The organism is Streptomyces venezuelae (genome assembly GCF_008642355.1).
In the GTDB taxonomy this organism is placed as follows: domain Bacteria; phylum Actinomycetota; class Actinomycetes; order Streptomycetales; family Streptomycetaceae; genus Streptomyces; species Streptomyces venezuelae_B.
On the sequence record NZ_CP029193.1, the window covers coordinates 3,485,024 to 3,507,734 of the forward strand.

Here is a 22,711-nt window from a genome sequence, read left to right on the forward strand (position 1 = left end):
TCCTTGCTCACGCTCGTACTGGCTGCTTCCTTGCTCACGCTCGTACTGGCTGCTTCCTTGCTCACGCTCGTACCGGCTGCTTCCTTGCTCGTGCGCGGAGCCGCTGCTTCTTTGCTCACGCTCGTACTACTTCCGTGCCGCCGCGTTCGATCGTTGCGGCGTCGTCGTCGGTCAGGCCGGTGTCGGTGATCAGCAGGTCCACGTCGGCGAGGTCGCCGAAGCGCGCGAAGTGCTCCTGGCCGTGCTTGGCGGAGTCCGCGAGCAGCACGACCCGGCGAGCCGCCGCGACGGCCGCCCGCTTCACGGCCGCCTCGGCCAGGTCGGGGGTGGTCAGCCCCGCCTCCGCGGAGAAGCCGTTGGCGGCGAGGAACAGGACGTCGGCGCGGATCTCGCCGTACGCCCGCAGGGCCCACGCGTCGACGGCCGCGCGCGTGCGCTGCCGGACCCTGCCGCCGACGAGGTGGAGCTGGATGCCGGGGTGGTCGGCGAGGCGGGCGGCCGTGGGCAGGCTGTGCGTGACGACCGTGAGCGTCGACGCCAGGGGAAGCGCCGCCGCGAGCCGCGCGACGGTCGAGCCCGCGTCGAGGACGACGCTGCCCTCGGCGGGCAGTTCGGCGAGCCCGGCGCGGGCGATGCGGTCCTTCTCGTCGGCGGCGGTGCCCTCGCGCTCGGCGAGATCCGGCTCGAAGTCGAGGCGCCCTGCCGGTATGGCACCGCCGTGCACGCGGCGCACGAGTCCGGCCCGGTCGAGGGCCTTCAGGTCGCGCCGGATGGTCTCCGCGGTGACCTGGAACTCCTCGGCGAGCGACAGGACGTCGACGCGTCCGCCGTCGCGTGCGAGCCGCAGGATCTCCTGCTGCCGCTCCGGTGCGTACATGTCCGTTTGCCTCCGCCGCATGCCCGAGCCTGTGGTTTCACCACGAGAGTACGGCTGGGTTCCCGCGAAGTAAACAGACTCGGGCGTGACTCGGACACAAACGGACTTCAGTCCCGACGTGATGGTGCTTTGGGCCCCGCCGCCACCGGCCACCGGCCTACGGCCAGGGAAACGCCTCCAGCGCCGCGAGACAGCGCTCGGCGAGCGCGGCCGGACCGTCACCCCCCGAGGCGTCCTCCGCCCAGGTCTCCACCCCCACCCGCACCGCCGCACTCGCGACCGCCGCCGCGAGCCGCAGATCGAGGGAGCGCGCGGCGCCCGCCTGCCTCCCGGGCCCCACCCGCTCCCCGAGCGCCGCCCGCTCCCCGAGCACCTCCAGCAGTGTCTGCTCCGACGCGTGGCAGGCGTCCGCCCACACCGCCCGCAGCGCCGCGCTCTCCACCGACATGCGCAGCAGCGACCGCACCCACTCCAGGGACTCCACGGCCCCCGCGGTCTCCGCCCCGAGCGCCTCCCGGACCGCGTGCCGCAGTGCGTCCGGAACGGACAGCTCCGCCGGTGCCGCACGCACCGCCTCCGCCCACTGCTGCGCGCCCGCGGCGAAGAGCGGTGCGACGGACTCCTCCTTGGTCGGGAAGTAGCGGTAGAACGTGCGCGGCGCGACGCCCGCCGCCCGCGCGATGTCCTCGGCGCGGGTGGCCCGCAGCCCGTCCGCCACGAAGAGCGCCGCCGCTGTACGGGCGATGTCCAGGCGGGTCTCGTTCTTGCGTCGCTCCGTGAGCGAAACGGGAGGCATGTCAGGCATGCCAGGCAGGTTATGCGAGCCACTCGCCGACACGGCCTCGTCGGCACTTACTGCCCGTATGGCAGAATCTGCCACCGCCAGAGGCGCATCGACGAGGCTGCTCGCCGTCGTCGGATGCGCGCGGACAAGCAGAGGGTGGCAATCAGCGGTGCGTCGTCGGCAGTTCCTCCTCCACACGGCCGGGCTCACCGGCGCCACCGCGCTCGGCGCCGCCGGCCTCAGCGCCTGTTCCGCGGAGACCGACACCCCGCTCAAGCTCCTCGTGGCCAGCTACGACAAGAGCGTGGGCTCCTCCATCGGCGACCAGTGGGGCAGCCTCATCGGCGCCTTCGAGAAGGCCCACCCGGGCATCGGCGTCGACCTCGAACGCGTCCCCTTCGCCAAGCTCGACCAGACCCTGGCCCGGCGCGTGAAGGACGGCGACGCCCCCGACATCGCCCAGTCCAACCTCTTCGCGCCGTACGCCGAGGACGGCAGGCTGTACGGCGCGTCCGACCTGTTCGACGTGCGTACCGAGGGGGACTTCATCCGCTCCTACGCGGAGGCCGGCATGGTCGACCGCGTCCAGTACGGGCTGCCGTTCCTGGCCAGCACCCCACGGCTCTTCTACAACAAGGCGCTGTTCAAGCAGGCCCGCGTCAAGGCGCCCCGCTCCTGGGCCGAACTGCGCGACGCGGCCGTGGCGTTGAAGGCGATCGGCGTGCCCACCCCGTACGGGCTCCAGCTCGGTCCGGAGGCCGCCGAGGACGAGGTGCTGGCCTGGCTGCTCGCGGACGGCGGCGGCTACGCGGGCCTCACCGGCTACGACTTCGCCAACCCCAGCAACATCGACACGCTCACCTGGCTGCGCGACAACCTCGTGACGCGCGGCCTCGCGGGCCCCGACCCGAAGTCGCTGACGAGGACGGACGCGTACGCCCAGTTCCTGCGCGGGAAGATCGGCATGCTGATCGCCCACCCGGTCCTGATGGGCGCGGCGGATCAGGCCGAGTTCCCCTACGCGCACGCCCCGTTCCCCCGGAAGCTGGGCGGCGCCGCGCCGCCCGTGGGGCTCAACGACTGGCTGATGGCGTTCAAGCAGAACGGGCGGCGCGAGCAGTGCGGGACGTTCCTGAGCTACCTGTACGGGCGCAAGTCCGCCCTCGCGTACGGCGGGAGCCAGTCCGCTCTCCCCGTGACGAGTTCCGCGTCGGACGCGCTGCGGAAGGATCCGAAGCAACGGCCGATGTGGGACTTCATCGATCAGATGCCGGAGGCGCAGTTCCAGCCTACGAATCTCAGGTCTTGGCCCGAGGTTCGTAACGCGGTGCGGCGCCGTATCGGCGAGGGCGTGGTCAAGGGCGGCAACCCCGAGGAGGTCCTGGAAGGCCTTGACGCGGTGGCGGCCCAAGCGGAGCTTTAGCGCTCCGCTGGTCGGTCGGTTCGTGGCTGCGGGTCCGCTGTGGCTGATCGCGCCCCGCGGCGGAGCCGCAGATCGTCACGGCCCCGCACCCCTGGGCTGTCCGGGGGGGGCGGGGGGACGCGTATGGCCGGCGCTCATTACGTCAGCGCCGGCTCCTTCTCCGGAACGGTCGCGTCCGTCGCGCCGCCCTCCACATGCTGCTTCGGCTTCGCCGGCAGGGCGAACATCACCAGGAAGATGACGGCGAGCACGCCCGCCACCCACCACAGCGCGTTCTGGAAACCGTCCACGAACTCCGCCGGGATCCGTTCCGGCCGTACGTGCTCGTCGATGACCCCGAAGAAGACCACCGACACGAGGCCGAGGCCGAGCGCCGTACCCATCTGCTGCACGGTGTTGATGAGTCCGGAGGCCGAACCCGCGTGCTCCTGGGGGACTTCGGAGAGGACCGCGTCCGTGAGCGGGGCCACGATCAGGCCCATGCCGATGCCCATCACGACCAGCGGGAGCGCCATCTGCCAGGGCGCGATGTCCGCCCCGTACCGTCCGGCCTCCCAGATGTAGATCAGGACGCCCGCGGCCATCGCGACGGCACCGGTCTGCAGCACCTTGCGGCCGAAACGGGGCACCAGCTTCTGCACGGAGATGCCGGCCGCCGCCGAGACGGCGATCGAGAACGGCACACCCGTCAGACCGGCGCGCAGCGCGCTCCAGCCGAGGCCGACCTGCATGTAGAGCGTCCAGACGAGGAAGAAGATGCCCAGCGTGATGCCGAAGACCGTCTGCACGGCGATGCCCGCCGCGAAGCTCTTCACCTTGAACAGGGACAGCTCGACGAGCGGCGAACCGTCCTTCGCGGCCTTCCTCTTCTCGTACGCGATGAGTGCGCCGAAGACGACGAGGGACCCGGCCATCATCGCGTAACCCCAGGTCGGCCAGGACAGCTCGCGGCCTCGGGTGAGCGGGTAGAGCAGCATCAGCAGACCGGCGGTGACCAGGACGACGCCGACGAGGTCCAGCTTGAGGGCGCGCGGCGCCTTGGACTCGCTGATGAACTTACGGCCGAGGATGATGCCCGCGATACCGACCGGCAGGTTGATGAGGAAGATCGGCCGCCACTCCAGGCCGAAGATGTTCCACTCGGTGAGCAGCGCGCCGAGCAGCGGTCCGGAGACCGCGCCGAGTCCGACGATCATGCCGAAGAGGCCGAAGACCTTGCCCCGCTCGTGGGCCGGGAAGGTCGCGTGCACGATCGACAGCACCTGCGGCACCATCAGCGCGGCCATGCCGCCCTGGAGGATGCGCGACGCGACCAGCATCTCCGGGTTCGCCGCGAAGCCGCAGAGCGCGGAGGCGACGGTGAACCCGGTGATGCCTATGAGGAAGATCCGCTTGCGGCCGTGGATGTCGCCGAGTCGCCCGCCGGTGACGAGTCCGGCGGCGAAGGCGAGCGAGTAGCCCGCGGTGATCCACTGGATCTGGCTGAACGAGGCGCCCGCGTCACGCTGGATCGACGGTATGGCGATGTTGACGATCGTGACGTCGACGAGGTCCATGAAGGCGGCCGTCATCACGATGGCCAGGGCGAACCAACGCCGCCGGTCGCCGGCGGCCACCGGTGTCCCGGGAGCGGATGTGGTGCTGGGTGAAGTCATGCCGCAAGGCTAGAGGTCATATAGGTCAGCTCATGTCCTAGTTCTCCGGCATCCTGGTCGGCATGACGACGGATGCGGACGGCACGACGACATCGGGCACGGGTGGGGCCGACACTCCGGCCCGGCTCTTCCAGCTCCTCTCCCTCCTGCAGACGCCCCGCGAGTGGCCGGGCGCCGAGCTCTCCGAGCGCCTCGGGGTCAGCAGGCGTACGGTGCGGCGGGACATCGACCGGCTGCGGGACCTCGGCTATCCGGTGCGGGCGAGCCAGGGCGCGGCCGGTGGCTACCGCCTGGTCGCGGGCAAGGCGATGCCGCCGCTGGTCCTGGACGACGAGGAGGCGGTGGCCATCGCGGTGGGGCTGCGGGCCGGGGCGGGGCACGCGGTGGAGGGTGTGGAGGAGGCGTCGGTGCGGGCGCTCGCCAAACTGGAGCAGGTGCTTCCGGGACGGCTGCGGCACCGGGTCTCCGCGCTGCAGATCGCGACGACGCCGCTGACCAGCGGGGACGGGGCGAGTATCGCGCCGGAGACGCTGACGGTGATGGCCTCCGCCGCGGCCGGGCACGAGCGGCTGCGGTTCGCCTACCGCGCGGGGGACGGCACGGAGTCCCGGCGGCTCACGGAGCCGTACCGGCTGGTGTCGACGGGGCGCCGCTGGTACCTCGTGGCGTACGACATCGACCGCGAGGACTGGCGGACCTTCCGCGTCGACCGGGTTTCCGAGCCGTTCGCGACGGGCGCGCGGTTCGCGCCGCGGGAGCTGCCGCAGGGGGACGCGGCGACGTTCATCCGCGAGTCGATGTGGCGCGGGCGTCAGCGCTCGTACGCACTGGACGTCACCTTCGCGGCGCCCGCCGAGTTCGTCACGGCGCGGCTGCCGTCGGCGCTGGGTCCCGTCCAGCCGGTGGACGAGCACAGCTGCCGCCTGCGCTGCGAGACGTCGGACTCGGTCGAGTGGCTGGCGGTGCGGCTGGCGGTCCTGGACTGCGACTTCAGCGTGCGGGGGCCGGGGGAGCTGGTGGAGTGCGTGCGGGAGATGGGCGCACGCCTGACCCGCTCCGTCGCCTGAACCGATCCACGACCTGACCCGAAGCGTGACCGCGAGGCCACCGCCCCGGTGCCGGGAAACGGCATCGGGGCCCCGGCGAGTGCACCGCCCAGGGCCTGCCGCCCAGGCCCTCGCCTAGGCCGCCGCGTCGAAGCCCGTGTCCCGCGCCAGCTTCTTCAGCTCCAGGAGCGCGTGCTTCTCTATCTGGCGGATCCGCTCACGCGTGAGCCCGTGCTCCTTGCCGACCTCCGTCAGCGTGCGCTCACGGCCGTCGTCGATGCCGTACCGCATCTTGATGATGGAGGCCGTGCGCTGGTCCAGGCGGCCGATGAGACCGTCGAGCTCCTCGCTGCGGAGCAGCGAGAGGACGGACTGCTCGGGCGAGACCGCGGACGTGTCCTCCAGGAGGTCGCCGAACTGCGTGTCGCCCTCGTCGTCCACGCCCATGTTCAGCGAGACGGGGTCGCGCGCCCAGTCCAGGACGTCCGTCACGCGCTCGGGCGTCGAGGACAGCTCCGCGGCGATCTCCGCGGGCTCCGGGTCGCGGCCGTTCTCACGGTTGAACTCGCGCTGCACACGGCGGATCCGGCCCAGCTCCTCCACCAGGTGGACGGGGAGGCGGATCGTGCGGGACTGGTCGGCGATGGAGCGGGTGATGGCCTGGCGGATCCACCACGTGGCGTACGTGGAGAACTTGAAGCCCTTCGCGTAGTCGAACTTCTCGACCGCGCGAACCAGGCCCGCGTTGCCCTCCTGGATCAGGTCGAGGAGGGGGAGGCCGCTGCGCGGATAGCGGCGGGCGACCGCGACGACCAGGCGGAGGTTCGAGCGGATGAAGACGTCCTTGGCGCGCTCTCCGTCGGCGACGAGGGCCTCGAGTTCCTCGCGGTCCGCGGTGACCCTGCTGTCCTCGACCTCTCCGTCCAGGATCTTCCGGGCATAGACGCCCGCCTCGATGACCTGGGACAGCTCCACTTCCTTGGCGGCGTCCAGCAGCGGCGTACGCGCGATCTCGTCGAGGTACATGCCGACCAGGTCGCGGTCGGCGATCTCCCCGCCTACGGCGCGAACACTGCGAGCCGCGTCGGTCTCGCCGGAGACGGCGGACTTACGACGGGCGACGGCACGGGTTGCCATGCGTGCTCCCTTGCGATGGTTGTCCTGGTCGGCCCACTCCTGGGGCCTCTGTGGTGGATGGCACACCCTCGGGTGCCCTGCATCCGATGGAAACAACGACTGGAATCCGGACAGAATTCCCAAGCCGCGCATCTTTTTTCTTGACGGTGCAGTACCCTGTGGCGCCGCACGGGCGCCCTGGTGCCCTCTGAGGGCTCGGAGACGCAGGTCAGGCCGGGCTTCGAGGGCCGATTCCTGCCGGAAGACACGGCGCCGTTGGCTGCTCTTCTCTCGTGAAGACGACCCGCGCACCCTGTTGGTTGCTCAGAGCGCTCGAGTCCGGTCCTCCGCTCTCCGCCCTGATCGTGTGCTCCGTTACGCGCCAAGTACTCATGTCCGATCGGACCGGGTCGTCATGTCCTCGGCCCCGGGGCCGAGGACCCGGGACCGTTACCCACCGCCGGGGCAGCCGCCTACCGTCCCCCCATGAATCACAGGAGCGACACCACAGGCGCCCTCGACGAAGCCCTGGAGCGGCTGCACGGCACCGGGCCCGAGCGGCTCGGCCGGCTCACCAATCACGCCCCGATGGCCGTCGAGGCGCTCACCGCGCGCGGGCAGGCCGGTGCCGTCCACCGGTGGCTCGATCTCTACGCCCCGAAACTGGAGGAGTTTCCCGCCCCCGTGGAGCCGGTCACCGAGGTGAACCGGTCCGCGGCGCTGGGTGACCCGCGGCGCGCGGCGGACTGGATCGCGTACTTCGAGCGCCAGGTCGCCGAGCGGCCCTGGCGCGATGTGCTCGCCCGGTGGTGGCCGCGGCTGCTGCCCGGTCTGTACGGCGGCTCCACACACCCCGTGATCCGGGTCGGTCACGCGGTGCGCACGCTGGAGGCGGGCGGGCCGCAGGACGGGCCCCGCCTCGCGGAGCTCGCCCACGGCCTCGGCTACTCGGCCGCGCGGCTCGCACGGGTCGAGGGGCTCCCGGCGTGGGCCGCCGCCGTGGACGACCCGGACGAGGCGCGGCGCGGGCTGGCCGAGCTCGTGCGGGCGGCCACGCACCGGTACGCCACGCACGGCCACGGCGACGAGACGATGCTGGTGCACGCGGCGACCGCGCCCAACGCCGTGCTGCGCGCCCTGCCCGCGCTCCCCCGCGCCCTGTGGGTGCCGAGCCTGCACGCCGCGTGGACGGCGTCGGCGGCGGTGACGGCCATGTACGCGCCGGACGAGCCGGTGGCGTACGAGCCGGTCGGTGACCTCGATGCCGAGGAGGTTTTCGCGCGGGCGCTCGCGCATGGGGACGAACACGTGATCAAGTTCGCGGACACGGCGTTGGACGTCGGTGATCAGCGGGCGCTGGGGGCGGTTCTGCGGGCGGTCGAGCTCAGCGTGCCGCTCGGCTGAGGCGGGCTTCGTCCGCGGGTCGGGCGTGGCTGGTCGCGCGCAGTTCCCCGCGCCCCTTTCAGGGGCACCCCCCCTCAGCCGAACTGCACCGACCTCTTCGCCAGCCCCATCCAGAACCCGTCGATCACGCTCCGCTGCCGCTTCAGCTCACCTGCCGCGTCCGCCGCGCCCAGCGTGACGAACAGCGGCGCGAAGTGCTCCGTGCGCGGATGGGCGAGCTGCCCCGCCGGGGACTTGTGCCCGAAGTCGAGCAGCGCGTCCACGTCGCCCGCCTCCAGCGCCTCGTGTCCCCACGCGTCGAACTCCGCCGACCAGGACGGGATGCCGCCCTGCCGCAGCGCGGCCAGGTTGTGCGTGAAGAAGCCGCTGCCGACGATCAGGACGCCCTCGTCGCGCAGTGGCGCCAGCTTGCGGCCGATGTCCATGAGGCGGCGCGGGTCGAGGGTCGGCAGGGAGATCTGGAGGACGGGGATGTCGGCGTCCGGGTACATCTCCACGAGGGGGACGTACGCGCCGTGGTCGAGCCCGCGGTCCGGCACGTCCTGGACGGGCGTACCGGGCGCGTGCAGCAGCTTCCGTACGGAGGCGGCGAGTCCGGGGGCGCCGGGCGCGGCGTACGTCACCTGGTAGTAGTGCTCGGGGAAGCCCCAGAAGTCGTACACGAGGGGCAGCGTCTCGGTGGCGGAGAGAGCGAGCGGGGCCTCTTCCCAGTGGGCGGAGACCATGAGGATCGCCTTCGGGCGCGGCAGTCCCGCGGACCAGGCGGCCAGCTCGCCGGGCCAGACGGGGTCGTCGGCGAGCGGCGGGGCACCGTGGCTGAGATACAGGGCGGGCATGCGGGACATCGCGCACCTCCGGCGAGCGAACCGAACAGTCACTTAGTTACTTGAAAGCTCAAGTTTTCCACTCGCCATCGTACGGATGGTTTGTTCAAAGTTCAAGGAACGACCTCGTACAGTGGGGTACATGGATACGGCAGCGACCCCTCCCCCGGCCGGCGAGCCGCGCTGGCTGGACGGCGACGAGCAGTGCGTCTGGCGGGTCTACCTTCAGGCGACGACCCTTCTCGACGATTTCCTCGACCGTCAGTTGCAGCGCGACGCGGGCATGCCCCACATGTACTACGGCCTGTTGGTCCAGTTGTCCGACGCCCCCAGGCGGCGGCTGCGGATGACCGAGCTGGCCAAGACGATGAAGATCACCCGGTCCCGTCTCTCGCACGCGATCGCACGCCTGGAGAAGAGCGGCTGGGTGCGCCGCGAGGACTGCCCGTCCGACAAGCGCGGGCAGCTCGCGATCCTGACCGACGACGGGTTCGAGGTGCTCCGCCGAACCGCTCCCGGCCATGTCACCGCCGTCCGCCAGGCCCTCTTCGACCGGCTCACCCCGGAACAGCAGAAGTCCCTCGGCGAGATCATGAAGATCGTCGCCGAGGGACTTCAGCCCGAGGAGGCCGGGGCGGACCTCCCCTGGCTCCGCTAGGTGCCGACCGGGGCCCGCGTGGCCCGGGTCAGTGGGCCATCACCGGGATCTTGACCTCGTCCTCGGCCCCGTCCGACGAGTCGGCGGACGCCGACGTGCCGCCCTGGTGGCCGGTGGTGATGAACGTGGCCGCGATCAGCGCGGAGACCACCAGGATCCCGACCGCCCACCAGATGGCGCTGGTGTAGCCCTCGACCATGGCCTGCGCCTGGAGGAGCTTCGGGTTGGTGGCGCCGGCCGCGTGGTCCGTGAGGTACGCGGTGGTGGCCGAGGCCGCGATGGTGTTCAGGAGGGCCGTGCCGATGGCGCCGCCCACCTGCTGCGAGGTGTTGACCATCGCCGAGGCGACACCGGCGTCACGGGCCTCGACGCCGTGCGTGGCCAGGGACATGGCGGGCATGAACGCCGTACCCATGCCGAGGCCCAGCATCAGCTGCGCGGGCAGGATCAGACCGGCGTACGAGGTGCCGATCTCCAGCTGCGTCAGGAGCAGCATGCCGACCGCCGCGAGCAGGAAGCCCGGGGCCATCAGCAGCCGCGGCGGGACGCGGGTCATCAGCCGGGCGCCGATCTGCGTGGAGCCCGTGATCATGCCGACGATCATCGGCAGGAACGCGAAGCCGGTCTTGACCGGCGAGTAGCCCTTCACGATCTGCAGGTAGTACGTGAGGAACAGGAACAGGCCGAACATCGCGATGACCGCGAGGCCGAGCGACAGGTAGACACCGCCGCGGTTGCGCTCGGTCAGGACGCGCAGCGGCAGCAGCGGCGACTTGACCTTGGCCTCGGTGAGGACGAACGCGGCGAGCAGCACGACGGACGCGACGAACATCGTCACGGTCACGGCGTCGGACCAGCCGTCGGACTCGGCGCGGGTGAAGCCGTAGACGAGCGCGACCAGACCGAGGGTGGACAGGACCACGCCGGGGATGTCGAGCGGCGAGCGGTTGCGGCCGCCGGCCGGCTCACGGATGACGAAGTACGCGCCGAGCGCGGCGATCACCGCGAACGGGATGTTGACGAAGAAGGTCCAGCGCCAGTTCAGGTACTCGGTGAGGAAGCCGCCGAGGATCAGACCGACGGCGCCGCCGCCACCGGCGATCGCGCCGTAGATGCCGAAGGCCTTGGCGCGCTCCTTGGCGTCGGTGAACATCACCGCGAGCAGGGAGAGGGCGGCGGGCGCGAGCAGCGCGCCGAACACGCCCTGGAGGGCGCGGGCGCCCAGCATCATGGCTTCGCCGGTCGCGGCGCCGCCGAGGGCGGAGGCCGCGGCGAAACCGATCAGGCCGGTCACGAAGGTGCGCTTGCGGCCCCACAGGTCGGCGATGCGGCCGCCGAAGAGCAGCAGACCGCCGAAGGCGAGCGCGTAGGCCGTGATGACCCACTGGCGGTTGCCGTCGGATATGCCGAGGTCCTCCTGCGCGGAGGGCAGCGCGATGTTCACGATGGTCGCGTCGAGGACGACCATCAGCTGGGCGAGCGCGATGAAGACGAGCGCCTTCCAGCGGTTGGCGTCGGGCCCGGTGTCGGGCCTGAGGGCTGTTTGAGACATGGAGGTAGCCACCTAGCGGTACGAAAGTGGTGAAAAAGGTACGAAAAGGTAACGAGTAAAGGACTGTGGAGGCGGGGCGGGCGGTGAGGTGCGGCGAAGAGCGCGGTGGAGCGGCGTGGGTCAGTGCTGCCGGAGGTCCTCCAGCGTCGCCGCCGCCCCCGGGAGCTCGGACCGGGCGGGCGCCATCAGACCGTCGAGGAACAGCTGCAGATGGCGGTGGATGAAGCGGTCCATGCTCGGGCAGGCCGTGCCCGGGAGCGGCCGGGTGAGCTGGGAGAGGGCGACCATCAGGTCACCGACGGCGATGTCGGTGCGCAGCTGGCCGGCCTCGCGAGCCCGCTCCATGAGGCCTTCGATGGACTGCTCCAACCGCTCGCGGGAGTCGAGCAGGTCGGGGTGGAAGGGGTCGAAGTCGGCCGACAGCATCGGGCACATGGCCCCGATGCGCTCCTCGGCCGCGGCGTGCACGAAGGTGCGCAGCGCGCCGAACGAGGCGCTCGGGTCGGCGTTCGCCGTGGCGATGCCCTGCTCGGCGTGGGCCGCGACGCGGTCCGTCACGTACAGGACGACCTGCCGCACCAGTTCGGCGCGGTCGGCGAAGTGCCGGTAGACCGTGGCGTTGCCGACGCCTGCCCTGCGCGCGACCTCGTCGAAGGGTACGTCCGGTCCGTACTCCACGAACATCTCGCGTGCGGCGGCGACGATCCGCTCCCGGTTGCGCAGGGCGTCGGCCCGCGGTCGCGGGACTCGGCGCTGCGGGGCGGTGGCGGTGTCCACGGCTGCTCCTCGTGTGTCGGCGTAGGTCGGTGTCCGAAAGTCGTTCCGCGATGTGGGGAGTGACTCCCCGTTTCACGCGGACACAGTGCTAAACGGGGAGGGAGTCCCCGGATATTTCCCGCCCGCCGAACTATTCGGTGTGAGCCGAGTCACACCTCCCTCGGGCAAGAAACCCACGATCGGTCGCGCCCAACGAGCGCCCCCGCACCCCCCGGCGGAGGGTGATCGAACAGGGTGCAGCCATGACCGGCGGCTGCCGCGGAGCGGAAGGCCCATGCATGCAGCAGCCGACCTGGCGCCGGATAGGCCCCGCCCTCCGGGGCACCCGCCCCGCCCGTCGGGGCATCGCCCTCGGGTCCGTCGCCGCGCTCGCCCTCGCGGTCACCACGTCGGCGAGCACGGGACGCCTGATGGAGGGCGCGCAGAGCGCGGCGGGCTCGGTGGCCCTGGCCCGCGGCACCACCCTCGGCCCCTGCATGATCAGCGGCACGATGGGCGTACAGATGACGGAGGGCGTGCCCACACCGCCCGGCTACTCCCGCTCCACCGGCACCATCCGGGCCCTGAACCTGATGGTGGACTTCTCGGACGCGCCCGGCCAGGGCAGCGCGATGGACCGCCTCGCGGAGTTCTTCCCGCAGACCTCGGAGTGGTTCCGCACCAGTTCGTACGGGCGCCTCGACTACCGCCCCGAGTCCCCCCTGCCGGACTGGCTGCGGATGCCGAAGTCGTTCGAGGAGTACGGGATAGAGCGCGGCGCCCCCTTCGATCCCGGCTACCGCACGCTGGTCGAGGACATCGTGGCGACCGCCGACCCCGACGTGGACTTCCGCGCGTACGACTTCGTGAACATCCTGATCACCCCGAACGCGGGCCCTTCGGCGCTCGACACGGTCCTGTCGGTGACGTTCGCGGGCAACCACGAGGCGCCGGTCGCGGACGGTGTCCCGGTCTCCAACGCGTCCTTCGTCTACAGCCGCCAGGACGACGGCTCGGGCAGCTACCGGGAGACGGGTTATCGCGTCCTGCCGCACGAGAACGGCCACGTCTTCGGCCTGCCCGACCTGTACACGCAGGACGGTGGCGGGGCGGTCGGCCACTGGGACATCATGAGCGAGGACTGGGGCGCCAACAACGACCTGCTGGCCTGGCACAAGTGGAAGCTGGGCTGGCTCGACGACGACCAGGTCGGCTGCGCCGCGAGCTCCGGCACGACCGAGCACACCCTGTCCCCGCTGGCCCGCTCCGGCGGGACGAAGCTGGCGTTCGCCCCGCTCGGCGAGAAGACGGGGTACGCGATCGAGGCCCGCACGCGCGGCGGCAACGACGAGGCGGTCTGCAAGCCGGGCGTCCTGGTCTACCGCGTGGACGCCGAGGTCGACACCGGCCACGGCCCGGTCACGGTCTCCGACGCGACACCCGACAGCGGCGGCTGCACGCGCCGCCCCAACGTCCACGCGGAGCTCTCCGACGCGACGTACGGCGTCGGCGAGACCTTCACCGACCGCAAGACGGGGGTGCGGGTCACGGTGGCGGGGGTGACGGACGACGGCGACTACCGCGTGCACGTCACGCGGCCGTAGCGTCGCCCCCGAGGGGCATCGACCCGGGCACGGTCTGCCGCACCTGCCGCAGGAAAGCGGCGTTGCCGGGTGTCTTGCGGAGCCGGTCGAGCAGCGCTTCGTAGGAGTTCTGCCCGTGCAGGGCGCGCCGGAGCCCGCGTACGGCGCTCAACTCGGCCTCGCCGACGAGCAGTTCCTCCCTCCGCGTACCGGAAGGGGTGATGTCGATGGCGGGGAAGACGCGCCGGTCGGAGAGGGTGCGGTCGAGCCTGAGCTCCATGTTTCCGGTGCTCTTGAGCTCCTCGAAGTAGTAGTCGTCCGCGCGCGACCCGGTGTCCACGAGCACGGTCGCGAGCATCGTGAGGGAGCCGCCTTCCTCGGCGAGGCGCGCGGCACCGAAGAGCCGCTTCGGCCCGTGCACGGCCGCAGCGTCGACGCCGCCGCTGAGGGTGCGGCCGCTGCCGGTCGCCGCGTTGTTGTAGGCGCGGCACAGCCGCGTCAGCGAGTCGAAGAGCATCACGACGTCCCGCCCGTCCTCGACCATGCGCTTGGCGCGTTCTACGGCGAGTTCGGCGAGGGCGATGTGTTCCTTGGCGGGCCGGTCGAAGGTCGAGGCGAGCACCTCGCCGCGGACCGAGCGCCGCATGTCGGTGACTTCCTCGGGCCGCTCGTCGAGCAGGACGACCATGAGGTGGCACTCGGGGTGGTTGCGGGCGACCGCGGCGGCGATCTGCTGGAGCAGCACGGTCTTGCCGGTCTTCGGCGGGGCGACGATCAGTCCGCGCTGCCCCTTGCCGACGGGCGCGACGAGGTCGACGAGCCGCCCGGCGACGGGCCCGCCCTCGGTCTCCATGCGGAGCCGTTCGCGGGGGTGCAGCGGCGTGAGCTCCTGGAACCGGGGTCGGCCGCGCAGGGTCGCGGTGGCGCGCCCGTTGACGCGTTCGACCCCGGCGAGCACGCGGGGCTTCCCGCAGACGCCTTCGACGAAGTCGCCGGAGCGCAGGCCGAGTTGACGGATGAGCGGGGCGGGCACCTGCACGTCGCCGTCGCCCGGCAGGCAGCCGGCGCCCCGGAGGAACCCGCGCCCTTCGCGGACGATGTCGAGAACTCCGGTGCGGGAGTGGTCGGTCGAGGTGGCAGTGACAGCCGACGAGGGCTGTTCGATGGTGGTGGCAGTCATGGTGAGGTTCCTTTCGCGACATGCGAGGAAGAGGGCCCGGCAGGACGGCATTGACCACGTCCCGCGCGACGGGCGGAAGAAACTGCTGCGCGAGCGCAGGCAGTACGGAGAGAGAAGCGGGCCGCACACAGAAGGCGACCTGGGAGAACCCTGCCCCGGTGAACCGGGAGGAGGGTGGACGGTACGGGCGCCCGGGAGAGGGCGTACACACGTACCTCTCGGAAGGTAGCACAGGGGCGGCCGACCGGACAGGCCCCGAGTCGGCACCCGACCCCGCAAGATCTCCCCCCAAAGCCTGTACGTTAGGTTAGCCTTACCTAACGAGTTGGGGGAGGTCTCTCACACATGCGCTCACACATGCCCGAGGGCGAGTTCGCCGGGCGTACGGCTCTGGTGACCGGCGCGGGCCAGGGCATCGGCGCCGCGGTGGCCACCGCGCTCGCCGCCCGCGGCGCGCGCGTCGTCGCGACGGACCGCGACGCGCACGGCGTCGACGAACTGGCGGCGGCGTCGAGGGGCCTCTCCGGCACGGTCACGCCCCGCGTCATGGACGTCACCGACGTCGCCGCGGTGTCCTCGGTGGTCGACGGCATCGTCCGCGATCACGGCGCCCTCGACCTCCTCGTGAACGTCGCGGGCATCCTGCGCAGCTCCGCCGTCGCCGAACTCACCGACGCCGACTGGGCCGACACCTTCGCCGTGAACGCCACCGGCGTGTTCCACACGTCCCGCGCCGCCGCCTCCCACATGACGGCGCGAGGCTCCGGCTGCATCGTCACGGTCGGCTCCAACGCCGCCGGCATCCCCCGTACCGGCATGGCCGCGTACGCCGCGTCCAAGGCGGCTGCCGCCGCGTTCACCAAGTGCCTCGGCCTGGAGATCGCGCGCAGCGGCGTCCGCTGCAACGTCGTGGCGCCCGGCACCACGGACACAGCCATGCAGCGCGCGCTCTGGCCCGACGACTCGGCGCCGGAGGCGCCCGCCGGGGTGCTCGAAGGAAACCTGGAGACGTACCGCACCGGCATCCCCCTCGGCCGTATCGCCACACCCCACGACATCGCCGACGCGGTGGTCTTCCTCGCCTCGGACCGCGCCCGCCACATCACGCTGCAGGAGCTGTACGTGGACGGCGGCGCGACGCTGCGCTGACCCCTCGGCGGACAACCCGCCCGGTGTCATCCCGGCCCTCCCCTCCCCCTGCCACCCTGCCCCGCTCTTCCCTCCCCGCACCCACACCTTCCCTCCCCGCACACACCCGAGCCCCACCCGAGAATTGGAGCCACTGTGTCGACGGCACCCGAGGTCGCCACGCACGACGAGCACGTCCCGCACACCACACCCGCCTCTCACGCCACACCCGCCCCGCTCGTCACGACCGCCGAGCAGGCCAACCCCGTTGTCGGAGCCGCGACTTCGCTGCTCGCCGCCTACACCCCCGGCGACCGGTTCCTCGCGACACCCACCCGCACCCTGCTCGCCGAGGGCGTGCACGCGCACGTCCCGCACGACGACCGGCCGCTGCCGCGGCGCGTCGCCGCCACCCTGGCCGCCGCGCGCCGCACCGGGGTCGGTGAGCCGTACGTCGTCGGCGCCGTCCCCTTCGACCCCACCGCGCCCGCCGCGCTCACCGTCCCCGCGGCCCTGCGCACCGCGCCCCCGCTGGCCGCGGACCCGCTGATCGCGCTCCCCGTCGAGACGGCCGACGCCACCGGCTGGCGGATACGTCCGGTGCCCTCCCCGGAGGAGTACGGCGCGGGCGTGGCCGCCGCCGTGGACCGCATGTGGCGCGGCGACTTCAGCAAGGTCGTGCTCGCCCGCACCCTCGAACTCACCGCGCCCACCCCGCTGGACCTCCCCGCGATGCTCCAGCGCCTGGCCCGCCGCGACCCCTCCGGCTACACCTTCGCGCTGCCGACGGCGCCCGGCCGCACCCTCATCGGCGCCAGCCCCGAGCTGCTCGTCTCGCGCCACGGCAACCAGGTCGTGGCGAACCCCCTCGCCGGTTCGACGCCCCGCAGCGACGACCTCGCCGAGGACGTGCGCCGCGCCGCCGCGCTCCTGGAGTCGGCGAAGGACCTGCACGAGCACTCCGTGGTGGTGGACGGCGTGCACCAGGCGCTCGCGTCCTTCTGCACGGACCTGACCGTCCCGGCCCGCCCCACCCTCGTCCGCACCGCGACCATGTGGCACCTCTCCACGACGGTGACCGGCACCCTCACCTCGCCCGACACCTCGGCCCTCGAACTCGCCTGCGCCCTGCACCCCACCCCGGCGGTGTGCGGCACGCCCACGGCGACCGCGCGGGAGGTGATCCGCGAGACGGAACCGTTCGACCGCGGGTTCTTCACGGGCGTCGTCGGCTGGGGCGACGCGAACGGCGACGGCGAGTGGGTCGTGACGATCCGCTGCGCCGAGGCGGAGGAGCGCAGCCTGCGGCTGTACGCGGGTGCGGGCGTCGTCGCCGCGTCGGACCCGGCGGCGGAGACCGCCGAGACGGGCGCGAAGTTCCGTACGTTCCTGAACGCGGTGGGGGCGGAGCTGTGAACCTTTCACCCGGCAAGGACGCGCCCACCTGGCCGCAGGAGTTCGCGGAGCGCTACCGCGCCGCGGGCTGGTGGCGGGGCGAGACGTTCGGCGGGATGCTGCGCGAGAGAGCCGCCGAACACCCGGACCGCGTGGCGATCGTGGACCCGGGCGGCAACGGCGCGCCGGCGCGCCGCTGGACGTACGGGGAACTGGACCGCAGGGCCGACCGCCTGGCCGCGGGCCTGCTGGCGCGCGGGATCGGCAAGGGCGACAAGGTGGTCGTCCAGCTGCCGAACATCGCCGAGTTCTTCGAGACGGTCTTCGCGCTGTTCCGCATCGGCGCGCTCCCGGTCTTCGCGCTGCCCGCGCACCGCGAGACGGAGATCCGCTACTTCTGCGAGTTCACCGAGGCCGCCGCGTACGTCATCCCGCAGCAGGTCGGCGGCTTCGACTACCGCGGCCTCGCGGCGAAACTCGTCGACGAGATCCCGACGCTGCGGCACGTGTTCGTGGCGGAGGGCGACGCGGGCCCGTTCGAGGCGCTGCCGGACGTGGCGACGGAGGTGGCGCCCGAGCATCTTCCGGCCGCCCCCGCCCCCTCCGACCTGGCGTTCCTCCAGCTGTCCGGCGGCAGTACGGGCGTACCGAAACTCATCCCACGCACCCACGACGACTACATCTACTCCCTGCGCGGCTCCAACGAGCTGTGCGCGGTCGACGAGGACAGCGTCTATCTGGTCGCCCTCCCCGCGGCCCACAACTTCCCGCTCTCCTCCCCGGGTTCGCTGGGCGCGCTGTACGCGGGCGCCCGCGTCGTGCTCTGCCCGCAGCCCGGTCCGGAGGCCGCCTTCCCCCTCATCGAGTCCGAGGGCGTCACCATCACCGGCCTCGTCCCGCCGCTCGCCCTCCTCTGGACGGAGGCGGCACCGGCCACCGCGTACGACCTGAGCAGCCTGGACGTGCTCCTGGTCGGCGGCGCGAAGTTCAGCGAGGAGGCGGCGCGCCGGGTGAAGCCTGCGCTCGGCTGCACGTTGCAGCAGGTCTTCGGCATGGCGGAGGGCCTGGTCAACTACACGCGCTTGGACGACGATCCGGAGACGATCGTCACGACCCAGGGCCGTCCGATCTCCCCGGACGACGAGATCCGCGTCGTGGACGACGAGGACAACGATTTGCCGCCCGGCGAGACGGGCCACCTGCTGACGCGCGGCCCGTACACGATCCGCGGCTACTGGCGGGCCCCCGAGCACAACGCCCGCTCCTTCACGGCCGACGGCTTCTACCGCACCGGCGACGTGGTGCGCCTGACCGCGACCGGCCACCTCGTGGTGGAGGGCAGGGCGAAGGACCAGATCAACCGGGGCGGCGAGAAGGTCGCGGCCGAGGAGGTCGAGAACCACATCCTCGCCCACCCGTCCGTGCACGACGCGAACGTGGTCGCCGAGCCGGACGCGTACCTGGGCGAGCGGACCTGCGCGTACGTCATCCTGCGCGCGGACGCGGAGCCGATGCGTCCCGCCGCGATCAGGAAGTTCGTACGGGAGAGGGGACTCGCCGCGTACAAGGTGCCCGACCGGGTCGAGTTCGTGGAGGTCTTCCCGCAGACGGGCGTGGGAAAGATCTCGAAGAAGGCGCTGCGGGAAACGGCGCTGAGGGAGACGGCGTCGACGCCGAGTTCCGCCTGACCCCCGTCCACTGCCGCACACCACTGCCACACACACGAACGGAACCACCCGCACCATGGCTCTCCCCGCCATCACCCCCTATCCGATGCCGGCACCCGACGAGTTGCCGGCGAACCGCGTCGACTGGAAGGTCGACCCGTCCCGCGCCGTGCTGCTCGTCCACGACCTGCAGAACTACTTCCTCTCGGCGTACGACCGCACCGCGTCCCCCGTACCGGAACTCCTGTCACACGTGGCCGAGTTGAAAAGACGGGCCGACCGTCTCGCGATCCCGGTGGTGCACACCGCGCAGCCGGGCGGCCAGTCCCCCGCCGAACGCGGCCTCCAGCAGGACTTCTGGGGCCCGGGTCTGCCCGACGACGCGGAGGCGGCGGCGATCGCGCCGGAGATCGGTCCGGCGCCGGCCGAGACGGTCCTCACCAAGTGGAAGTACAGCGCTTTCGTCCGCACGGACCTCCTGGAGCGCCTACGCGAACAGGGCCGCGACCAACTGATCATCACCGGCGTCTACGCCCACATCGGCGTCCTGATGACGGCGTGCGACGCGTGGATGCAGGACATCCAGGCATTCGTCGTGGCGGACGCGGTGGCGGACTTCTCGGCGGACGACCACGCGATGGCGCTGCGGTGGGCGGCGGGGAAGTGCGCGGTGGTGACGACGACGGAGGGGGTGTTCGCGGACGACGTCCGCTAGGACGCCGTCTTCCTGGAACCCTGGCCCGCGTGGGCGTCGAGGGCGGCCGTGAGCCGATCGAGCCGCGTGCGCAGGTCCCGAACATCATCGAGGGAGAGCTCGGTGGAGTCGCCGAGGGCGCGGGGCACGGCGAGGGCCTTCTCGCGCAGGGCGCGCCCTTCCTCCGTGAGCCGCACGGTGACGGAGCGCTCGTCCTCGGCGCTCCGTCGCCGCTCGACATGCCCGGCGGCTTCGAGCCGCTTGAGCAGCGGCGAAAGGGTGCCCGAGTCGAGCCGCAGCCGCTCACCGATCTTCTTGACGGCCAGTTCGTCGTGCTCCCAGAGGACGAGCATGACCAGGTACTGCGGGTAGGTCAGGCCGAGGTCCTTGAGCAGGGTCCGGTAGACCCCGTTGAAGGCGCGGGCGGCGGCGTGCAGCGAGAAGCAGATCTGCTGATCGAGCCGGAGAAGGTCCTCGTCGTCCATGGCTCAAGGCTACAACGCACCTCGCCACACCCAATTAAGTTGTGCACAACTAAATAGCGTGCAACACTCGTAGTCGTAGGCCAGGCAGCCACGACGATGAGAACGGAATGATCCCCATGGACGCGCTGTACACCGCAGTAGCCACCGCCAACGGCCGCGAGGGCCGCGCCGTCAGCTCCGACGGCAAGCTCGACCTGCCGCTCGGCTTCCCGAAGGCGCTGGGCGGCAACGATCAGGGCACGAACCCCGAGCAGCTCTTCGCCGCCGGGTACGCCGCGTGCTTCGCCAGCGCGATGGGCAGCATCGCGCGCCAGGAGAAGATCGACGTGTCCGACGTGTCGGTGACGGCGGAGGTCAGCATCGGCAAGGACGAGACGGACGGCGGCTTCGCCCTGTCCGTGGTGATGCGGGCGGAGCTCCCGGACCACCTGCAGGGCGCACCGGGCGAGGAGCTCCTGAAGAAGACGCACGCGTACTGCCCGTACTCGAAGGCGACGCGAGGCAACATCCAGGTGGACCTGGTGATCGAGTAGCGCGCACTCGCGGCAGACCCGAGCAAGCCTTGAGGTAAGGGTCATACCCTGACGGCGATCGCTACATCCCGCACTGCTCCCGCACACTGCCATGCAAGGAGTCGATCGCATGAGTGACCTCATCCGCCTGCCGGGCGAGGGCCGCAAGCTGGTCACGAAAGCGCAGGAAGTGACCTTCAAGGCCACGGGCGCGCAGGGCTCGTCGTCGTCCATCTTCGAGGTGGTGGTCCCGCCCGGTTTCGACACGGGCGGCCACTACCACGAGGAGGCGGAGGAATTCTTCTACATCCTGGAGGGCGAGCTGGAGCTCCTCGCCTTCGAGCCCGCGGAACGCACGGACGACTGGCTGGACTGGGAGTCCGCCGACGGCGACCGCGTGGTCCGCGCCCCGGCGGGCAGCAGCATGTTCGTCCCGCCCAACACGCCTCACGCGTTCCGCAACGCCACGGACAGACCGGTCCGGATGCTGTTCCAGAGCAACCCGTCGCCGGAGCACGAGGCGTACTTCGAGGAGATAGCGGAGATCTGGGCGGCGGGCGGCGACTCGGTGGACCCGGAGGCGGTACGCCGCATGCGGTCGCGCTACGACGTCAAGCAGATCACCCCGATGAAGTTCGCCCCACCGGCGACGGCACCCGTGTCCTGACACCACACGCAGGCCGTCGCCCCCCACGAACCCCGGGGGGCCGACGGCCGCACCCTGATCCGCTACCCTGTGCAGGGACCGCTCCAGCGGTCCGCGCAGGACCCCGCCTTCGTAGCTCAGGGGATAGAGCACCGCTCTCCTAAAGCGGGTGTCGCAGGTTCGAATCCTGCCGGGGGCACGAGTTTGATCAGGGCAAAGGCCCCGGTATCCGCAGGTCAAGCGGGTGCCGGGGCCTTTCTCATGCCGTCCACGTGCACTTTGACTACCGCCCCGCGCACTCTGAATACACCCTGACTACACGAGCGCGGCCCCTAAATGGCCCCTAAACGATCACTGCGTTTGCGCAGGTCGCGCAGACCGCGAACGTAGACCGCCCCCCATGCGCGGCATGGGGGGCGGCCGGTGTGCCGGGCCCGTCCGGAGGGGGGTGCCCTTGAGAGACGACCCCGCCACGCCTACGGGGGCTGCATCTATGTGTAACAGCCCGCTCCGCTTCGGGGCATCGCCCGAAAGAGTGAACACATGTTCTATTACAGACAGTACCTGGAGCCCTGTGGCATATGCCAGAGCCGCAGGGCTGCAGGTGAGGCCGCGGAGCAGTGTCGGTATCGACGGCGTACCCCATGCCGCCAAGATCATTCAATGTAGGTTGTTACCTACAGACTTTCGATCATCAACCGTGACCGTGGGCGAGTGCCGTCAGCCCCACCGCCCAACTGGGTCCTCGCCCGCCGCCGGGCCGTCGGCACCCGCATCCGCTCCGCACGCCTGCAGGCCAACATGACCCAGGAGCGGGTCTCCCTGATGACCGGCGTCGACCGATCCTCAGTCGTCCGTATTGAGCAGGGCCAGCAGTCCCCCACGCTCGACACCTTGATCCGTATTGCGGACGCCATCGGTGTGCCGCTGCGCGATCTCGTGTAGCGGTGGTCGGCCCCGGTCGGAGGACGCACCCCTCCGACCGGGGCCTGGTGCGCCGCCCCCTCAGGGAGTACGGGGGCGGGCGGTCGGCGGCGTGGGGCCGTCCAGCGACTCGCCGCCTTCACCCGTACCGCCACGGGGCGGCACGGGAGTCTGCGTGTGACCGCCCGTCAGGTCAGGCTGGTCCTCTGCCGAGCTTCGGCCCGAGCCGCCTGGAGTGCGGGACTCTCTGGCTGCACTGGGCAGCGGCATGGGCATTCCATCGCGGGGCCGACGACAAGGCGGGTGCCCTCGATGGCCACCGCGGTCGTCAGCCGACAGTCGTGCGGCGCGTCGGTCTCTCCTCCCTGCAGTGCCCTCTGCAAGCAGGGCGGGCACGGAACG

General features: G+C 71.4%; 21 protein-coding genes and 1 tRNA gene. 13 read left to right on the plus strand and 9 right to left on the minus strand.

Translation table 11 applies throughout. The features are described 5' to 3' along the window. Positions 1-115: 115 nt before the first annotated feature. Together DEJ47_RS16080 and DEJ47_RS16085 are read right to left on the minus strand one after the other, a co-directional pair. Positions 116-877, minus strand: a complete 762-nt coding sequence (locus DEJ47_RS16080) for a DeoR/GlpR family DNA-binding transcription regulator (protein WP_150168983.1) — start codon at positions 875-877, stop codon at positions 116-118. A 157-nt stretch (positions 878-1,034) separates the two neighbouring features. Next, complete coding sequence (locus DEJ47_RS16085) at positions 1,035-1,682, minus strand: TetR/AcrR family transcriptional regulator (RefSeq protein WP_150168985.1); 648 nt, start codon at positions 1,680-1,682, stop codon at positions 1,035-1,037. Positions 1,683-1,830: 148 nt separating this feature from the next. On the opposite strand from DEJ47_RS16085, the gene DEJ47_RS16090 reads away from it, so the two are divergent. Next, positions 1,831-3,084: an extracellular solute-binding protein gene (locus DEJ47_RS16090; RefSeq protein WP_223828377.1), complete on the plus strand. Its 1,254-nt coding sequence runs from the start codon at positions 1,831-1,833 to the stop codon at positions 3,082-3,084. A gap of 137 nt (positions 3,085-3,221) precedes the next feature. Here DEJ47_RS16090 and DEJ47_RS16095 read toward each other — a convergent pair whose 3' ends face one another. Beyond that, positions 3,222-4,739, minus strand: a complete 1,518-nt coding sequence (locus DEJ47_RS16095; protein WP_150168989.1) for an MFS transporter — start codon at positions 4,737-4,739, stop codon at positions 3,222-3,224. Positions 4,740-4,801: 62 nt separating this feature from the next. Here DEJ47_RS16095 and DEJ47_RS16100 point away from each other — a divergent pair, with 62 nt between their 5' ends. Further along, the gene (locus tag DEJ47_RS16100; protein WP_150168991.1) at positions 4,802-5,806 is read left to right on the plus strand and encodes a helix-turn-helix transcriptional regulator; all 1,005 of its coding nucleotides are present in this window, start codon (positions 4,802-4,804) and stop codon (positions 5,804-5,806) included. A 114-nt stretch (positions 5,807-5,920) separates the two neighbouring features. On the opposite strand, the gene DEJ47_RS16105 is transcribed toward DEJ47_RS16100, so the two are convergent. Further along, a complete protein-coding gene (locus DEJ47_RS16105; protein WP_150168993.1) occupies positions 5,921-6,922 on the minus strand; it encodes an RNA polymerase sigma factor RpoD/SigA in 1,002 nt (333 codons plus the stop codon). A gap of 465 nt (positions 6,923-7,387) precedes the next feature. Here DEJ47_RS16105 and DEJ47_RS16110 point away from each other — a divergent pair, with 465 nt between their 5' ends. Beyond that, positions 7,388-8,305 carry a questin oxidase family protein gene (locus DEJ47_RS16110; protein ID WP_150168995.1) on the plus strand — a complete coding sequence of 306 codons (918 nt, stop codon included), beginning with the start codon at positions 7,388-7,390 and terminating at the stop codon, positions 8,303-8,305. 74 nt (positions 8,306-8,379) lie between these two features. Here the strand turns inward: DEJ47_RS16110 and DEJ47_RS16115 are convergent, their stop codons facing one another. Further along, a complete protein-coding gene (locus DEJ47_RS16115) occupies positions 8,380-9,150 on the minus strand; it encodes a dioxygenase (protein ID WP_161237925.1) in 771 nt (256 codons plus the stop codon). 121 nt (positions 9,151-9,271) lie between these two features. Here DEJ47_RS16115 and DEJ47_RS16120 point away from each other — a divergent pair, with 121 nt between their 5' ends. Next, positions 9,272-9,787 (plus strand): MarR family winged helix-turn-helix transcriptional regulator, encoded by a 516-nt coding sequence (locus tag DEJ47_RS16120; protein ID WP_150168997.1) that lies wholly within the window; start codon positions 9,272-9,274, stop codon positions 9,785-9,787. A 28-nt stretch (positions 9,788-9,815) separates the two neighbouring features. Here DEJ47_RS16120 and DEJ47_RS16125 read toward each other — a convergent pair whose 3' ends face one another. Further along, on the minus strand, positions 9,816-11,339 hold the full coding sequence (locus tag DEJ47_RS16125) for an MFS transporter (protein ID WP_150168999.1): 1,524 nt from the start codon (positions 11,337-11,339) through the stop codon (positions 9,816-9,818). A 120-nt stretch (positions 11,340-11,459) separates the two neighbouring features. Beyond that, a complete protein-coding gene (locus tag DEJ47_RS16130; RefSeq protein WP_150169001.1) occupies positions 11,460-12,116 on the minus strand; it encodes a TetR/AcrR family transcriptional regulator in 657 nt (218 codons plus the stop codon). 278 nt (positions 12,117-12,394) lie between these two features. Here DEJ47_RS16130 and DEJ47_RS16135 point away from each other — a divergent pair, with 278 nt between their 5' ends. Next, the gene (locus DEJ47_RS16135; RefSeq protein ID WP_150169003.1) at positions 12,395-13,699 is read left to right on the plus strand and encodes a M6 family metalloprotease domain-containing protein; all 1,305 of its coding nucleotides are present in this window, start codon (positions 12,395-12,397) and stop codon (positions 13,697-13,699) included. Here DEJ47_RS16135 and rho read toward each other — a convergent pair. Beyond that, positions 13,686-14,858 (minus strand): transcription termination factor Rho, encoded by a 1,173-nt coding sequence (gene rho / locus DEJ47_RS16140; RefSeq protein ID WP_150169005.1) that lies wholly within the window; start codon positions 14,856-14,858, stop codon positions 13,686-13,688. The genes DEJ47_RS16135 and rho overlap by 14 nt on opposite strands. 345 nt (positions 14,859-15,203) lie before the next feature. On the opposite strand from rho, the gene DEJ47_RS16145 reads away from it, so the two are divergent. The 4 genes from DEJ47_RS16145 to DEJ47_RS16160 all read left to right on the plus strand — a co-directional run bounded on the left by DEJ47_RS16145 (position 15,204) and on the right by DEJ47_RS16160 (position 19,763). Then, entirely contained in the window at positions 15,204-16,007 is an 804-nt protein-coding gene (locus DEJ47_RS16145) for a 2,3-dihydro-2,3-dihydroxybenzoate dehydrogenase (protein ID WP_150169006.1), read from the plus strand. Between the two features lie 135 nt (positions 16,008-16,142). Continuing rightward, a complete protein-coding gene (gene dhbC / locus DEJ47_RS16150; RefSeq protein WP_150169008.1) occupies positions 16,143-17,402 on the plus strand; it encodes an isochorismate synthase DhbC in 1,260 nt (419 codons plus the stop codon). After that, a complete protein-coding gene (locus DEJ47_RS16155; RefSeq protein ID WP_150169010.1) occupies positions 17,399-19,069 on the plus strand; it encodes a (2,3-dihydroxybenzoyl)adenylate synthase in 1,671 nt (556 codons plus the stop codon). Before dhbC ends, DEJ47_RS16155 begins: the two co-directional genes overlap by 4 nt. A gap of 55 nt (positions 19,070-19,124) precedes the next feature. Then, a complete protein-coding gene (locus tag DEJ47_RS16160; protein WP_150169012.1) occupies positions 19,125-19,763 on the plus strand; it encodes an isochorismatase family protein in 639 nt (212 codons plus the stop codon). On the opposite strand, the gene DEJ47_RS16165 is transcribed toward DEJ47_RS16160, so the two are convergent. Then, on the minus strand, positions 19,760-20,227 hold the full coding sequence (locus DEJ47_RS16165) for a MarR family winged helix-turn-helix transcriptional regulator (RefSeq protein WP_150169014.1): 468 nt from the start codon (positions 20,225-20,227) through the stop codon (positions 19,760-19,762). The two genes, DEJ47_RS16160 and DEJ47_RS16165, sit on opposite strands and share 4 nt — an antisense overlap. Before the next feature lie 116 nt (positions 20,228-20,343). On the opposite strand from DEJ47_RS16165, the gene DEJ47_RS16170 reads away from it, so the two are divergent. The 4 genes from DEJ47_RS16170 (at position 20,344) to DEJ47_RS16185 (ending at position 22,330) form a co-directional block, all read left to right on the plus strand. After that, positions 20,344-20,760 carry an organic hydroperoxide resistance protein gene (locus DEJ47_RS16170; protein WP_150175674.1) on the plus strand — a complete coding sequence of 139 codons (417 nt, stop codon included), beginning with the start codon at positions 20,344-20,346 and terminating at the stop codon, positions 20,758-20,760. A gap of 109 nt (positions 20,761-20,869) precedes the next feature. Then, entirely contained in the window at positions 20,870-21,406 is a 537-nt protein-coding gene (locus DEJ47_RS16175; RefSeq protein ID WP_150169016.1) for a cupin domain-containing protein, read from the plus strand. A 105-nt stretch (positions 21,407-21,511) separates the two neighbouring features. Continuing rightward, positions 21,512-21,584, plus strand: a tRNA-Arg gene (locus DEJ47_RS16180). 515 nt (positions 21,585-22,099) lie between these two features. Further along, positions 22,100-22,330 carry a helix-turn-helix domain-containing protein gene (locus tag DEJ47_RS16185; protein WP_150169018.1) on the plus strand — a complete coding sequence of 77 codons (231 nt, stop codon included), beginning with the start codon at positions 22,100-22,102 and terminating at the stop codon, positions 22,328-22,330. The last annotated feature ends 381 nt before the right edge of the window (positions 22,331-22,711 follow it).